The 14,897-nt window shown below is 53.2% G+C and carries 10 protein-coding genes and 1 tRNA gene; 4 read left to right on the top strand and 7 right to left on the bottom strand.

What is annotated here, in order from left to right; translation table 11 throughout:
• Positions 1–11: 11 nt before the first annotated feature.
• Positions 12–84 (bottom strand) — tRNA-Gly (locus ACXYMU_RS00790).
• Positions 85–364: 280 nt separating this feature from the next.
• Positions 365–2,998: a DNA mismatch repair protein MutS gene (mutS, locus tag ACXYMU_RS00785; protein WP_458984440.1), complete on the bottom strand. Its 2,634-nt coding sequence runs from the start codon at positions 2,996–2,998 to the stop codon at positions 365–367.
• Between the two features lie 224 nt (positions 2,999–3,222).
• Here mutS and ACXYMU_RS00780 point away from each other — a divergent pair, with 224 nt between their 5' ends.
• On the top strand, positions 3,223–3,762 hold the full coding sequence (locus ACXYMU_RS00780; protein ID WP_458984439.1) for an RNA methyltransferase: 540 nt from the start codon (positions 3,223–3,225) through the stop codon (positions 3,760–3,762).
• Positions 3,763–4,008: 246 nt separating this feature from the next.
• Here ACXYMU_RS00780 and ACXYMU_RS00775 read toward each other — a convergent pair whose 3' ends face one another.
• The gene (locus ACXYMU_RS00775; protein ID WP_458984438.1) at positions 4,009–5,088 is read right to left on the bottom strand and encodes a glycoside hydrolase family 113; all 1,080 of its coding nucleotides are present in this window, start codon (positions 5,086–5,088) and stop codon (positions 4,009–4,011) included.
• Positions 5,089–5,499: 411 nt separating this feature from the next.
• On the opposite strand from ACXYMU_RS00775, the gene ACXYMU_RS00770 reads away from it, so the two are divergent.
• From ACXYMU_RS00770 to ACXYMU_RS00760, 3 genes are all read left to right on the top strand, one after another.
• Entirely contained in the window at positions 5,500–7,980 is a 2,481-nt protein-coding gene (locus ACXYMU_RS00770) for a TonB-dependent receptor (RefSeq protein WP_458984437.1), read from the top strand.
• A 70-nt stretch (positions 7,981–8,050) separates the two neighbouring features.
• Entirely contained in the window at positions 8,051–9,061 is a 1,011-nt protein-coding gene (locus tag ACXYMU_RS00765; RefSeq protein WP_458984436.1) for a dipeptidase, read from the top strand.
• A 447-nt stretch (positions 9,062–9,508) separates the two neighbouring features.
• Complete coding sequence (locus ACXYMU_RS00760) at positions 9,509–10,168, top strand: hypothetical protein (RefSeq protein WP_458984435.1); 660 nt, start codon at positions 9,509–9,511, stop codon at positions 10,166–10,168.
• Between the two features lie 107 nt (positions 10,169–10,275).
• Here the strand turns inward: ACXYMU_RS00760 and ACXYMU_RS00755 are convergent, their stop codons facing one another.
• From ACXYMU_RS00755 to ACXYMU_RS00740, 4 genes are all read right to left on the bottom strand, one after another.
• A complete protein-coding gene (locus tag ACXYMU_RS00755) occupies positions 10,276–10,833 on the bottom strand; it encodes a DUF4142 domain-containing protein (RefSeq protein ID WP_458984434.1) in 558 nt (185 codons plus the stop codon).
• Positions 10,834–10,962: 129 nt separating this feature from the next.
• Positions 10,963–13,281 carry a M20/M25/M40 family metallo-hydrolase gene (locus ACXYMU_RS00750; protein ID WP_458984433.1) on the bottom strand — a complete coding sequence of 773 codons (2,319 nt, stop codon included), beginning with the start codon at positions 13,279–13,281 and terminating at the stop codon, positions 10,963–10,965.
• Between the two features lie 142 nt (positions 13,282–13,423).
• Positions 13,424–14,203, bottom strand: a complete 780-nt coding sequence (locus tag ACXYMU_RS00745) for a TerC family protein (RefSeq protein ID WP_458984432.1) — start codon at positions 14,201–14,203, stop codon at positions 13,424–13,426.
• Positions 14,204–14,299: 96 nt separating this feature from the next.
• Positions 14,300–14,797, bottom strand: a complete 498-nt coding sequence (locus tag ACXYMU_RS00740; RefSeq protein WP_458984431.1) for a YajQ family cyclic di-GMP-binding protein — start codon at positions 14,795–14,797, stop codon at positions 14,300–14,302.
• Positions 14,798–14,897: the final 100 nt, after the last annotated feature.

Here is a 14,897-nt window from a genome sequence, read left to right as displayed (position 1 = left end):
TTCTTTAAGCGAGCGGGAGACGGGATTCGAACCCGCGGCCTCGACCTTGGCAAGGTCGCGCTCTACCAACTGAGCTACTCCCGCTTTTTTGTTTTTCCTAAACCGCCGTAGTGATTTAGTGATGCAAAGATAGAGACAAAATTTAAGATGTCAATACCTGCTTTAAAAAAAATCAGCACCTGTTGCTTTCTACGCTGATAATCAGGGAGAAAATTTTCATCCCTTTTTCAACAAGGTGTCGCGCGGCCTGCTGCCCTGCGTATCTGATGCTGTAAATTTAAAGCGCTGCCTCTGAAAAACAAACGCACCCTCCGTTTTTCTGGCGCGATATGGGCAAACTCCTGTCCAGCAACTACCCTTATACTTACCGAATGCCTTCCTTTTGCTTGTCGTGTAGCAGCAATTTTAACTCGTTTAGCTTCAAAAGCGCTTCTACCGGCGTGATGGTGTTGATGTCGAGCTGCTCAATGAGTTCTTTTGCCCGCGTTAGCTGTGGATTCTGAGGCTCAAACATACTGAGTTGGTAGTTATTCTTCGGAGCCGTCTTCATCTTCTGCTGTGGCGAGTGCTCCGATACTTTCTCCTTTTCCAGGTGGTGCATGATCTCGTCGGCGCGGAGCACCACGTTGTTGGGCATACCGGCCATTTGGGCCACATGGATACCGAAGCTATGCTCGCTGCCGCCTTCCACCAGTTTGCGCATAAACAATATCTTGCCGCCCGCCTCTTTCACCGACACATTATAGTTCTTCACCCGCGGCAAGTCCTCGGCCAGCTGGTTGAGCTCGTGGTAATGCGTCGCGAAAAGCGTTTTGGCCTTAAACTTGGGGTGGTTGTGCAAATGCTCCACAATGGCCCAGGCAATCGATATACCGTCATAGGTGCTGGTACCGCGTCCAATCTCATCCATCAGCACCAGACTGCGGTCCGAGAGGTTGTTCAGGATACTGGCCGTTTCCGTCATCTCCACCATAAACGTCGACTCGCCCTTCGAGAGGTTATCAGAGGCACCAACACGGGTAAATATCTTGTCGATGATACCCAGTGAGGCGGCCTCTGCCGGCACAAAGCAGCCGATTTGCGCCATCAGCACGATCAGGGCCGTCTGGCGCAGCAGCGCGCTCTTTCCCGCCATGTTCGGACCGGTAATAATGATGACCTGCTGCTCCTGGTTATCCAGGAAAATGTCATTCGGCACATAGCTCTCACCGAGCGGCAGCTGTTTCTCGATCACCGGGTGGCGGCCTTTCTTGATGTCCAGCACATGCGCCTCCGTTACATCCGGCTTTATATAGTTGTTGGCTACCGCGATGTTGGCAAACGAGCTCAGGCAGTCGATCACCCCAATCACTTTGGCGTTCTGCTGCACCTGCGCCACAAAATCGAGGGCATAAAGCACCAACTCGGTATACAGGCCAAACTCTATCGTGAAGATGCGCTCCTCAGCGTTCAGTATTTTCTCCTCGTAGGTTTTCAGCTCCTCCGTGATGTAGCGCTCGGCGTTTACCAGCGTCTGCTTGCGTATCCAGGTAGCGGGCACTTTGTCTTTGTGCGCATTGCTCACCTCCAGATAATACCCAAACACCTTATTATAGGCGATTTTAAGCGAGCTGATGCCCGTGTTCTTTACCTCGCGCTGCTGCAACTGGGCCAGGTAGTCTTTGCCCGAGAAGGCGATGGCCCGCAGTTCATCCAGCTCTGAGTTTATACCCTCGTTGATCATATTGCCCTGATTCGTGAGCATAGGCGGCTCGGGCTTCAGCACGTTCTTGATTTCCTCGCGCAGCCCGTCGCAGGGCGTCAGCTGTGCTGCCAGGCGCTGCAACGCCGAAATATTGCTTAGGGCTAATGATTTCTGAATAGGCAGGATGGCATCCAGGGCCTTGGAGAGCTGCACCAGTTCACGCGGGTTTACGCGGCGCACCGCCACTTTCGAGATCAGGCGCTCCAGGTCGTTTATCTGCTTCAGGTGCTGCGTAAGTTCGTGCAGCAGTTCGGAATCCTTTTTCAGGGCCTCTACCGTGTCCAGGCGGCGGCGAATCTGGTCTACTTCCTTCAGAGGCAGTACTACCCACTTCTTCAGCAGACGGGCACCCATCGGCGTCACGGTTTGGTCGAGCACCTGAATCAGCGGCACGCCCTCCGGGTGCTGCGGAAACAGCAATTCGAGGTTGCACACGGTAAAGCGATCGAGCCATACATACTTGTCTTCTTCCAGGCGCGAGATGGTGGCAATGTGGCTGATTTCGTGGTGCTGCGTCTCAGAAAGGTAATGCAGGATAGCGCCCGCCGAGATAATGCCCTCGGTCATCCCCTCAATGCCGAAGCCTTTGAGGGAGGCTGTGCTGAACTGCCGTGTCAGCGACTCGTAAGCGGTGTCGTAGTTAAATACCCACTCGTCCAACGCATAATAGCGAAAGTCGGGGCCGTAGCGGTCGATAAACGTTTCTTTCTCGCGCTTGCAGAACAACACCTCCGAGGGGGCCAGACTTTGCAGCAGCTTCCCGATATAGCTTTTATCACCCTGCGCCGTAATAAACTCCCCCGTGGAGACATCCAGGAAAGAGATGCCGGTTTCTGTTTTGCCGAAATGAATGGCCGCCAGGTAGTTGTTGCTGCGCCGCTCCAGCACCTGGTCGTTGAACGACACGCCGGGCGTTACCAACTCGGTCACACCGCGCTTCACGATGCCTTTCACCGTCTTGGGGTCTTCCAGTTGGTCGCAGATGGCCACGCGCTCTCCGGCCCGTACCAACTTTGGTAGGTAGGTGTCCAGGGAGTGATGCGGAAAGCCTGCCAGCGCCGTTTCGGAGGATGAGCCCGCGCCGCGTTTGGTCAGCACGATGTCCAGTATCTTGCTGGCCTTGATGGCGTCTTCGCCAAAGGTCTCGTAAAAATCCCCTACTCTAAACAGCAGCAGTGCCCCCGGATGCTTCACCTTGATGGCGTTGTACTGCTTCATCAGCGGGGTGACTGTGCCTTTGCCTTCTCCTTTCATACCTTTTTTATCTTTTTGATGCTGCTGCATCTAGCTTTATCAATTAAGTGGCCAAATTTCGCTTAACCTACCCCTACCCCCTCCGAAGAGGAGAATTGTATATGCTGCGTCGGGACAACAACATGGCCTTGATTTGACTTTTGCCTAAAACCACCGGAACTTTACTGCAGCGCTGGAAACAAAAGGTCTTGTGTCTTATGTCTAAAATCTAGCGTCTAAAAAACATGCGTAAACTCTCGATGGATGAACTCAACCGGGATTCGGTGGAGGACTTCAAAAATAAGAAAAAAATACCGTTAGTCTTGGTGCTCGACAATGTGCGCAGCCTCAACAACGTGGGCTCTGTGTTCCGGACGGCCGATGCCTTTATGGTGGAGAAGGTATACCTCTGCGGCATCACGGGCCAGCCTCCCCACCGCGACATCGAGAAAACAGCCTTAGGCGCTACCGAATCCGTGGAGTGGGTGCACGTGCCCGATACGCTGGAACTGGTAAAGGCATTGCAGGCAGACGGGTATAAGATCGGGGCAGTGGAGCAGGCAGAGCGCAGCACTATGCTGAACGACTTTATGCCGGAAGCAGGGCAAAAATATGCGTTTGTGCTGGGCAACGAGGTAATGGGCGTGGAGCAAGAGGTTGTCTCACTGTCAGACCTTATTCTCGAAATTCCGCAGTTCGGCACCAAGCACTCCCTCAACATCTCGGTGGCCACCGGCGTGGTGGTATGGGATTTCCTGAGCAAGATGCTAGCACAGGAAGTATAGCCTTCTGCCTTAAGTGAAAGAAAGACACGTTAGAGAAAAGTCCCCCTTTGAAGGGGTAAGGCCGTTAAGTTCTGCATTATATTAAGTCATGGCGCGAGCATCCTCGCTCGTGTCCTACTATTTTCTGGCCCTCTGGGCCAGTTGAGTCGGAAACTCAACATTCACTTTAAGACACGAATCTGGAGATTCGCGCCAGAATCAGGTAGAACTTAACGGCCCTGCCCTTCGAAGGGGGACAAATTATACTTACTTGCCATACCACTGCGCCATCACGTGGCTGGCTGGCTTGTCCTGGGGCGTGAAGTCGAGGTGGTCGCGGCGGTTGGGGCGCAGGCGCGGGTACCACTTCCAGATAAAGGTGCCGCCAAACCAAGGCTGCTGCCAGAACTGCTGGTAAAGCGCCTCGTAGGCATTGGCCTGGGTTTGCTCAGACAACGGTACATCTTCTACCTTTCTATCGGGCCAGAGCCAGGGCTCAATGGCTGCGTCCGGGGTGTTTTTGTACCCTATTTCCGTAAACACGATAGGTTTGCCATACCGCCGCTGCACTTTTTCAATGGACTTCATATGGCCTTGCCACCCTCGTCGCAGAGCTTCTACACTAGGATTTTGAATTCGTGTGAGGGGGAAGTAGCCTTGGATGCCAATGAAGTCGAGGGCATCCCAGAACTTGATTTCCTCAAACTCCTTGTTCCAGTTGGCCGCATAGGTGAGTTTGCCTTTGTATACTTTCCTGATCTCCTGAATGAGGTTGCGCCAGTCCTGCTCGCGTTTTGCGGCGGGGAGGTATAATTCCGTGCCGATACACAAGGCCTCCATCTGCTGCGCTTCCGCCAAGTGGGCATAGTGCAGGATAAAGACACGATAATTGGCGAACCACTGCTGCCAATCCGCCTCGCTTTCCATCGCTATGTCGCCAAGCCATTTGCCGCCGTCGCGGTTCATCAGCCAGATGTGTGGCTTTAAGAGCGTTTTAATGCCCGCCTGCCTGGCCAGTGTGGTGGTATGGATGAGTCCCTTGTCGCGCTCGCCCCAATAGGCCCGATTGCTTCTGCTGAGCATCACCTCCGGCGAATTATAGTCGCGTTGCCAGCCGAAGGGCGTTTGCGCGATCCAGTTCACGTTGTACTGCTTCAGCGTTTCCATTTGCTCCCTTGTCACGGAATCGCCGCCTACCCAATTTACGCCCCTGTACTTCTCGCTCATCGGCACCGTGAGGCTCGTGCTAGCGGAAGAGGCAAACACAGGCGTTTCATGCAGGCGCATCCGCCAGAAAAGGACGACCAGCAAGGCAATGGCAGTAAAAAGCAGCAGAAATTGTTTCATGGCAATGCAGTTTAAGCAAGGAGGACTTTCCCAGAGTGAATTTATACATACGCCCCTATGCGGGCAGCTGTTCAGACGGAAAATCGGGTATAGGTTTAATGACTACACCGAATTGCACCCCACCAAAAAAAGCTTATCCCAAGATACTCCACCCCGCTAAGCGTGCAAATAACAGCAGGCTGTACTTTGTTTCGCCTTCCCTTTGCAGCATTTGCAGGAATCCTTTCGCTAAAAAAACGGCAGGCCTTTTAAACCTTCCTCCTTTTGCGCTGTCCTATTTTACAAAGGATATTTTCTTACCCGGATAGGGAAGATACACTATAAGCGCCACAAAACCAGCACCACCGCTCACAAGCTACCCAGTAAATTACCAGTTATACCTCTGAGTTGAAACCGAACCAATCCCAAGCTATGAAAACAATTACTTCTTATTTTCTCCCGCTGCTGCTCTTTCTACCATTCATACTGCAGGCGCAACAGGCCCCTGGCTCAGGCCGGGTAAGCGGGACACTGGCGGAGGGCGCCAACAACAAACCGATCGGGTTTGCAAACGTGGTCTTGCTCTCACTCCCTGACTCATCGCTGGTGACGGGTGCCACCACCGATATCGAGGGTAAGTTTATACTGGAGCGCGTGCCGGCGGGCCGGTATGTGCTGCGGGCTTCGATGGTGGGCTACCCAACACGCTTTGTTCCAGATATTCGGGTAACGCAGGCGCAGCCACAGGTGGCGCTGGGCACAGTAGCGCTGCGGGTAAGAGCCACCCAGCTTGGCGAAGTGGAGATTACAGCAGAGCGGGCGCTGGTGGAGTATGCGCTCGACAAGCGGGTGGTGAATGTGAGCCAGGATATTAACGCAAAAAGCGGCTCAGTGGCGGAGGTGATGCAGAACCTGCCCTCTGTTACCGTAGACATCGACGGCAACGTGAGCATGCGCGGCAGTTCCAACGTCACCATCCTGGTAGACGGAAAGCTTTCTTCCTTGTCGGGTATCCCTTTGGATCAAATTCCCGCCAACCTCATCGAGAGCATCGAACTGATCACGAACCCCTCCTCCAAGTACAACCCCGAGGGCACTTCCGGCATCATCAACCTGGTGCTGAAGAAAGAGAAAACGCCTGGCTTTAACGGGTCGGCCGCTGTTACCGCCGCCACTCAGGATAATTACAACGCTTCCCTCAACCTGAACTACCGCTACAACAAATGGTCACTGAACGGGGGGTATGATTTCAGGCAGCGCAGCCGGCCCGGCAGCAGCGACAGCTTCACAGAGAACTACTACCTCGACAGCCTGACCGGCCGCATCGACAGCACCAGTTACCGCATTCAGGACGGCGCGCGCACCAGCCGCGACCTGTCGCATAACCTGCGCCTCGGCGCCGATTACTACCTCACCCCGCGCCATACCCTCTCCGCCTCGGCCCTCTACCGCCCGTCCCTGGACAAGGATAAGAACAACATTTTGTACCGCTTTGAGGATGAGAACCGGCAGTTCCAGAGCGCCAGCCGCCGTTTCACGGAAGAGAGAGAAGACGAGCTGGCCATCGACCTGACCCTGGGCTACCGCCAGACGTTTGCGCAAAAAGGCCAGGAACTGACCGCATATGCCGTGTACAGCACCAACGTGGACGAGGAGGAAAGCATCTTCCGGCAGCTACAGGAAAACGCCTTGCCCGGCCAGCTACCCGAAGTGCAGCGCACCTTTGTGGATGATGCCAACACCCGCTTTGTGACCAAGACCGATTACGTATATCCCTACTCTGAAGACAGCCGCCTGGAAGCCGGTTTCCGCACCTCGTACGAGCAGCTGGATGAGGACTCCCGTTTCTTCGACCTCAACAACACCACCGACAAGCTGGAATATAACGAGCTACAGAGCAACCATTTTGTGTATGATGAGCAGGTATACTCGGTGTACGGTAACTACAGCAATAAATTTGGCTCTGTGAGTTTGCAAGCGGGTGTGCGGGCCGAACAGACGCTGACCAAAGCCGACCAGCGCACCACTGACGAGGTGTTCCGGAACGATTATTTCAGCCTTTTCCCGACCCTGTTCATCACCAACGACTTCGACAAGGACAACAAGGTGCAGTTCAGTTATAGCCGCCGCATCAACAGGCCGCGAAACCGCTTCCTCAACCCTTTCGTGGATCGTACTGACCAGTATAATACCCGTGTCGGAAACCCAAAGCTGCGGCCAGAGTTCATCAACTCGCTGCAGCTGGGCTACCTGCGCTACTGGGGCGATATCTCCTTTAACTCGAGCCTTTTCTTCCGCCATACCACCGATGAGATCGATCGTTTCCGGACGGCTACTGTAGTCCTGGTAGACGGCATGGAGGAGCCGGGCACGCAGACCACTTTCCTGAACCTCAATAGCAATGTTTCTTATGGGGTGGAGTTTGGCCTGAACTACCCGATTGCCAAGTGGTGGCGCTTGAACGCGAACTTCTCTGGCTTCCGAACACAGCTGAATACGACCCAGGGAGACACCGAACTAAGCAATAGCCAGATCAGTTGGAACACCAAGGCCAACTCTACCATGACAGTTTGGAAAGACCTTGACTTGCAGCTTTCGGCCTTTTACCGCGCCCCGACCGCCGACATACAGGGCCGCCGCGAGCAGATGTTCAGCACCGATTTCGCTATGAAAAAGGACGTGTTGGATAAAAAGGGAACGGTTTCACTGCGCGTGTCGGATATCTTCAATACGCGGCAATTCAACTTCTTGAACTATGGCCCGACCTTCCGCACCGAAGCGGAGTACAAGCGCCTGTCGCAGGTGGTATACCTGGGCTTCACCTACCGCATCAACAGCGACAATAACCAGAACAACCGCCGCCAGCGCGACAACCAGCAAGGCGCACCAGATATGGATGACGGCTTTGAATAAGCAGCCGCATTCATTCCTATACCCTGGGTAGCGCGGTTGCCGTATATAAACCGACCTAACCAAACGCCCTATGCAGCCAGAATCCCGACGCCTCCCTATCATCGATATGCACTGCGACCTGCTGGTATACCTGACGGATGTACCCAATGCCAAACAGGATAATGTGGAGGAGATCGGCTGCGCCCTGCCTGCGCTAACAGCAGGCAACATAAAACTGCAGGTCATGGCACTCTACTCCGCCACCGAACCGGGCAGCACCGCTTATGCCGCCTTGCAGCGCGACAAGTATAAGCAATTGGCCGAAGCCGACAATTGCCTGACCGCTGTAACTGATGTGGCTAGTCTGCATAAAGCATTGCAAAACGAAAATGGCGTGGGTATGGTGGCCGCCATCGAGAACGCTGCCGGGTTTTGTGAGGAGGATGAGGAACTGGAAGACGGCTTTAAGAAACTGGAGAAGATCATCACGGCTTGCGGCCGTGTCTTATACATCAGCTTCACGCACCATACCCCAAACCGCTTTGGCGGGGGCAACATGAGCGAACTGGGCATTACCCGCGACGGCAAAATGCTGCTCGATTACCTGCATGGCCGCCGCATCGCCGTAGACCTCTCGCATACCAGCGATGCCCTGGCCTTCGACATGCTCACGCACATCGACAGAGAGCGCCTGGACGTTCCCGTTATCGCCAGCCACTCCAACTTCAGGCCGGTCTGGGACCACAAGCGCAACCTGCCCGACGAGCTGACGCAGGAGATCATTCGCCGCAAAGGCCTTATCGGGATAAACTTTGTCAGAGCTTTTGTGCACACCGAGGACCCGGAGGTGCTACTGCACCACATCCGGTATGGCCTGGGCCATGGGGCGCAGGACGCACTTTGCTTTGGGGCCGACTACTTTTACTTTGCCGACCACCCGGACCCGGCACGCTTCCCGTTCTATTATAATGAGCATGAGCAGGCAGGCACCAGTTACCGTTACCTTTTAGAGCGGCTGCAAAGCGAGTATCCGCAGGACCAACTGGAGAAATTGGCTTACCGAAATGCGCTGCAATTCATCGAGCGGATGTGGGCTGATTGAAACTCCGGAAACCAGTGCAATTTTAAGCAGGGCGTGGCTTGTTTGTAAAAAGTCAAAATAGCAATCTAAAGCAAGATACTGGAACAGGGTTACAGCATATCCTAGATTCGTTTGAAAAATATTGATATTTTAAAGTTACAACTCAAATCCAATCTTAAACCATAATTCCTTGTCGTAATCTAACGGTGCAATAAACGGCACGTGCCCCAAACACATCTCACAGTCAGACAATTGCACTTAAAAACACAGGATGCAAATTGCACCAAAATGCGCGCAAATTAGGAGAAAAAATCCCTAGAAAGTTGCTTGAGAAAGCACTGACAGCCATACATTGGCTAAAATTATATATATCTGCTTTGCCATACGCCACAAAACACCGTATACATTTATAAGCACCTGTACATGACTTCAATTGCTCAAATAATCAACCTATAAATCCCGACGGCCATGGATGCTCAGGAATACACGCCGCACTACATACAGATCAACGAGTTGTACATCGACACGGTGGTGATAGACGATACTGAGTTTATCACGCTTTGGTGCTTTACGGTGCTCGACGATGAGTATAAGTTCGTATACCTGGGTTGTGATTTTTCTCAATTTAACCAGATTTTGATTGCTGCCGGCGAGAAGGGCAAGGAAATGGCGCTGCACATAGCCAACATCTTAAATGAGCCTTATGACGTGCCGACTCTTATCCCGATCAAAGAGCAGTTTGATGAGTACCTGGAGCTGACTGGCCACGACATCATTGTGTATGAGCCGCTGGCTGTAGAGGATGACTTCGAGGAGTTTGACGCGGAAGACGAGGACCTGCCCATTGAGCAGCTGTTTGGCGGCAAGCCGAATAAAACCCAACAGAAGTACCTGATCTATCAGCTAGACAAGTTATACCCTTCCAAGATATTTGAACCCGAGAAGATGGTGCATGAAGAACTGGTGGATTGTTTTGAAGACGATTCGCTGGAACTGGCGCAACTTTACTTCGACTACCTGAATGCCATCGAGAATGGCTATGCAGAAGCCGAAGCCCGCGAGGTAGCGGGTTTGTGCCGGGAGCTCTTTTTCCGGATAGCCCGCAAAGCCGCCGAACTCTGGAAGTAAACTGTGCTATTGATTCAGCATACCTTTAACGCCATGCGCTGCAACAGCCTGTGGCGTTTACTTTTTGCTCTGTTCATAACTGCTCTACCCTCAATAAAGGCGAAAAGCTAGTGTGCCGGAGCGGCTGCAGAGTCGGGGCTTGCCAGCGCATTGAGCTGCTCCCGCAGGTGAAGCCGCATATCAGTCAGCCATTCGCGGGTGGCCTGATCGTCCGTAAGGCGCAGGGCCTCTTCGTAGCGGTCTAGTTGGGAGGTATGGGTGTGGATAACAAACTCACGGTAGCGCGTGTCAAATGCCTGCCCCTCCAATGCCATCATCTCCTTCACCAGCCCCTGGTCTGCGCCGCCAAGGCTGTCAGGCACTTGGATCTGCTTCTCTTCCGCCATCAGCTCTTTTAGCCGCTGCAGGGCCTTTCCATGGTAGTTTGCCGCCTGGTGTCCGAGCGCCTTCGTTTTGGCTGTCGCCCCTTTTGCCTGGGCTAGTTTCCCCATCTCTACCTGTAGCATATTGCTGCTGGCAGCGTAATCCCAGAACGCAGGGTCTTGCCGCAACTCACGCTGCACTGTTATCACACGGGCATCATCGGATGTATCAGGGCCACTACAGGCCAGCATGAGCAAAAACAGTATTCCAAGGGTATAGGACAGGAGTTTATCGAACAACATAGGTATGAAGATAGCAGGCGTTTATACCCTATACTGCTACAACTGCCCGTTTGGTTTGAGCAACGCAGAACTTCTGTAAAAAATACAGCACCGGCTCCTGTTGCTGCTATCCTGTTCGCTGCGGTTTACTTAAAAAAAATAGGTATGGCGCACTACTGTCAGGTTACTGTCGCGGCCCTGTTCGGCAATTACATGGGCTGGCTTTGGTTGCTTTATCAATGCCTGTGGCAAGCCGATGCTTTGGTCGTAGAGGTAGAGCTTAAGCGTTGTGCCGGGTAGCAGCAGCAACTCCAAAGAAGTCTCCTTTTCGATGGGCAAACCATGTAAGCGCGTAAAATACACTGCCCCTCCCGCTGCCTGCGTGGGCTCCAGTTGCAGTTCCTCACCTGCTAGTTTAACTGCTTTCAGGTCTTCTGCTGCTTGCGGCTGCAAGGCTAGTTCTAAGTGGGCAGCCCCTCGTGGCGACGACAGCCGCAAACGCAACAACCGCTGCCCGTTCAATACAGTATCCAAAACCACTTCTGCCTCCGGTGCTGGCAAAGCAACTGTCTCAGCTTGGCTGACCAGGTAGTTCTGTTTAGCGTGGGGGTATATAGCCGTTAAAGGCTGCATGGCGCTTTCGGTAAAAAATTGCCGGTTCCAGTCGTCGGTGGTTTGATAAAGGGATGCCCAGTAGGCCTTGCCCGTGTCTGAGTTCAGGTGATAGCTGACATGGCTGTGCAGCGGCTGCGTTGCGGATGGCTTTTCGTGTGCGATTGCCCTATATACCTGCCCCATCCCTAAGAGCAGCACTAGCAGTGGCAACAATGGAATCGCTTTCCAGTTAAAGCTTCGCTCCAGCATCACCAGCAACGGCAACAATAGGCCAAGCAACAGCACGAACAACGCTACAGAACCGATTGGCAATTGCAACCCGAAAGCCACAAACACGACCTGCACCAGCGGCATCAGGATAAAGATGGCGGGCACAGCGGCCACCAGGTAAAGAAGCACATACCCTAGATTAAGGGATGGCAATGTATAAACACCGGTTAGGAATACAGCAAGTATACCTCCCAGGCTAAACATCAGTGGAAACATAAACAGGTATGCCGCATTAGGTGCCCATACATATAATACAAGCATCAACACATACTGCAGCAAAGCAATGCCTAGAAAGAGTGCATAAAGATTCAGCCAGCGCAGGGCAAGCCAACTCTGCAATAGAAATACACCTGCTGCCAGCAACAGGTAACCTGAGAGGAATATCGTGGAACTGTACACCCCGTTAATGCGGTGCGTGAGCGGCAGCATGTCCAGCACCAGGCTATTTACCGGGACGAACAACATGACGGTCGCCACAAACACAAACAGCGACACTACAAAACCCGACAGCAGTTGCAGGCCTGTAACTGCGCGCTTTTTCAGGGCTACCCGCAACGTTAGGACAAGTAAAAGCGAGGTAATTGCGACCCATAAAATATTCAGCCCCTGCGGGTATGTTATTACCCAGCTGCCGATAAAATTAAAGAACACTGCGTCTGGAGCCTTCGTGTCTGAAAGGGAGGTGTTGGCGAAGTGCCGGGCAAGCGCTAACAGGTTGCTGCCGTGCTGCTGCAAACTACCTTGGTCTAAGTTCTCAGGAGCGTCTGTGGCCTTGTGGTAATGCACGAACCCGTCTATGAACGCGGAGTTCACCCCGCTGTATCCGGCCTCTTTAAACACGGTAAAGTCTGTGTCGTTGGGCATCCGGCTGTAAATCTCATAGGCCAGCGAGCTTACAAAAGGGTAGGGCGCCCGCGCGATGTATTGCTTTGCCACCCAACCGTTCTCCGGGCTCAGCTCAAAGGTCATGCTTGGCCCCCGGTTGCCCCGTGCTTCCACGTTCAGAACCATTGCCACCTCTTCTGCCCAAGGGTGCTTCAGGAACGCCCTGGCCCCGTACAAGCCATACTCCTCGCCATCCGTCAGCAGCACGATCACATCGTGTACCGGAAGGCTGTCTTGCTTTATTGCCCGGATCGCCTCTAGAATAGCCGCCACGCCGGCCCCGTCATCTCCGGCTCCGCGGGCATTGGGCTGTGAGTCGTAATGCGCCATCAGTAGCACTGCCTGCTGGCTGTTGCCGCTACCTTTTAAACGCCCGATCAGGTTGTATACATACCCTACCGATGCCGCACCGTGCCTGGTATGCGCGGCCGTGGTTTGCTGCACCTGCGGGTTCAGGCCCAATTCCTGCATTTCATGCAACAGATACGCGCGCACCCTGGCGTGTTCGGCGGTGCCCATGGCATGCGGCTCCCGGGCTATCTGCTGCACGTGCCGCATGGCCCGCGCTGCTGAGAATACGGCAGCTGGTGCATCGGCAGGAAGGGGCCTGGGAGGTTGCAGCAGGTAAATACTCAGCCATGCAAGACCAGTGATCAACAGCAGTAACAGGGCCGCGGTAACAACGTTTCTGTAAGGCATAAGCCTGTGGTTTTGGGCGATTGGCATGCTATCTAAGGTATGAATAAAATCAGTAACCTGCCGCCTGCCCCTATAAAACAGAAGCGGCAGCACCTGTGTGGTACTGCCGCTTCTGCTATCGATTCAATCAATCTGATCAACACTATACTACCTGCTCTTTCTCAGGGTCAAGCACCTCATTTTGGCGCAGGTGCACTGGTGTGGTTTTCTTGCGCAATTTCATATTCAGCATCTCCACCATCAGCGAGAAGAACATGGCAAAGTAGATGTAGCCTTTCGGGATGTGCTGGTGCAGCGATTCCACCACCAGCATAAAGCCGATCAGGATCAGGAACGACAGCGCCAGCATCTTCACCGTAGGGTGCTCGTTCACGAAGTCGCTCACATACTTGGCAAACACCAGCATGATACCCATCGCCAGGACAACGGCAATGATCATGATCAGGACCTCTTGCGCCAGACCTACCGCCGTCAGGATAGAGTCGAAGGAGAACACGATGTCAATCAGCACTATCTGCACCAGCACCCTAGACATAGACGCGTATACCTTGCCGCCATGCGTTTCCTCCTCGCCCTCCAGTTTATTGTGAATCTCGGTGGTGCTCTTCGCTAACAGGAACAAACCGCCTAAAAACAGGATGATGTCGCGCCACGACACCCCGAAGTCCTCTTCTGTGAAGGGCAGGTTGATGGTGAAGAGCGGCTCACTGGCGCTCACGATCCAGGAAATGAACAGCAACAGGATGACGCGGAAAATCAGGGCCAGCGACAAACCAATGGTACGGCCTTTGCCCTGCTGTTCCTGCGGCAGCCTGCCCACAATAATTGAGATAAAAACGATGTTGTCGATGCCGAGCACTACCTCCATAAAGGTCAGGGTCAGCAGGCTAATCCAGGTATCCGGATTCGCGAAAATTTCCATAGAAGTATTTTTTTGGTGATGAGAAGCGCACTGCGGCTAGTACTGGCGGATAACCCCTGTCGCTCAGCCGCAGCAAGAATATGTATCGGTTACCGCCTAGGATTTCATGTTGATGAACTGCAAAGGCATGCCAATGGTTTCGGTGTTACTGCGCATCAGGGCAATCACTTCCTGCAAATCATCTATCTTCTTGCCCGTCACCCGGATCTGCTCATCCATAATAGCCGCCGACACTTTTGCCTTGCTGTCCTTAATCAGCTTCATGATCTTCTTGGAGGTTTCCTTGTCGATGCCTGCCTTCACCTTGATGTCTTTCTTCACCATCGCGCCCGATTGGTACGCCTCCTTGGAGAAATCCAGCGCCGTGCCATCCAGTCCTTGCTTCACCATTTTGCCGATAAGCACGTCTTCGGTATGCTGCACACGCATGTCGTTTTCCATCACGATGTGCACCTCATTGCCTTTCTTGTCGAACTCCAGGCTGCCTTTGGTGTCACGGAAGTCGTAACGGTTCATAATTTCTTTGCGGGCGGTGTTCACCGCATTGTCCATGATCTGCGGATCTACCTTGCTCACGATATCAAAAGATGCCATAGTTTTGTTTGTGTTTGGTATCTAAAATTATTTTTACACGCTATAAAGCCAACAAAGTTATGTTATTTTCGGATAGGATAGCGTATGGCGGCTTACCGGA

Source organism: Pontibacter sp. CAU 1760, from assembly GCF_054482735.1.
This window is presented reverse-complemented; position numbering and strand designations above follow the sequence as displayed.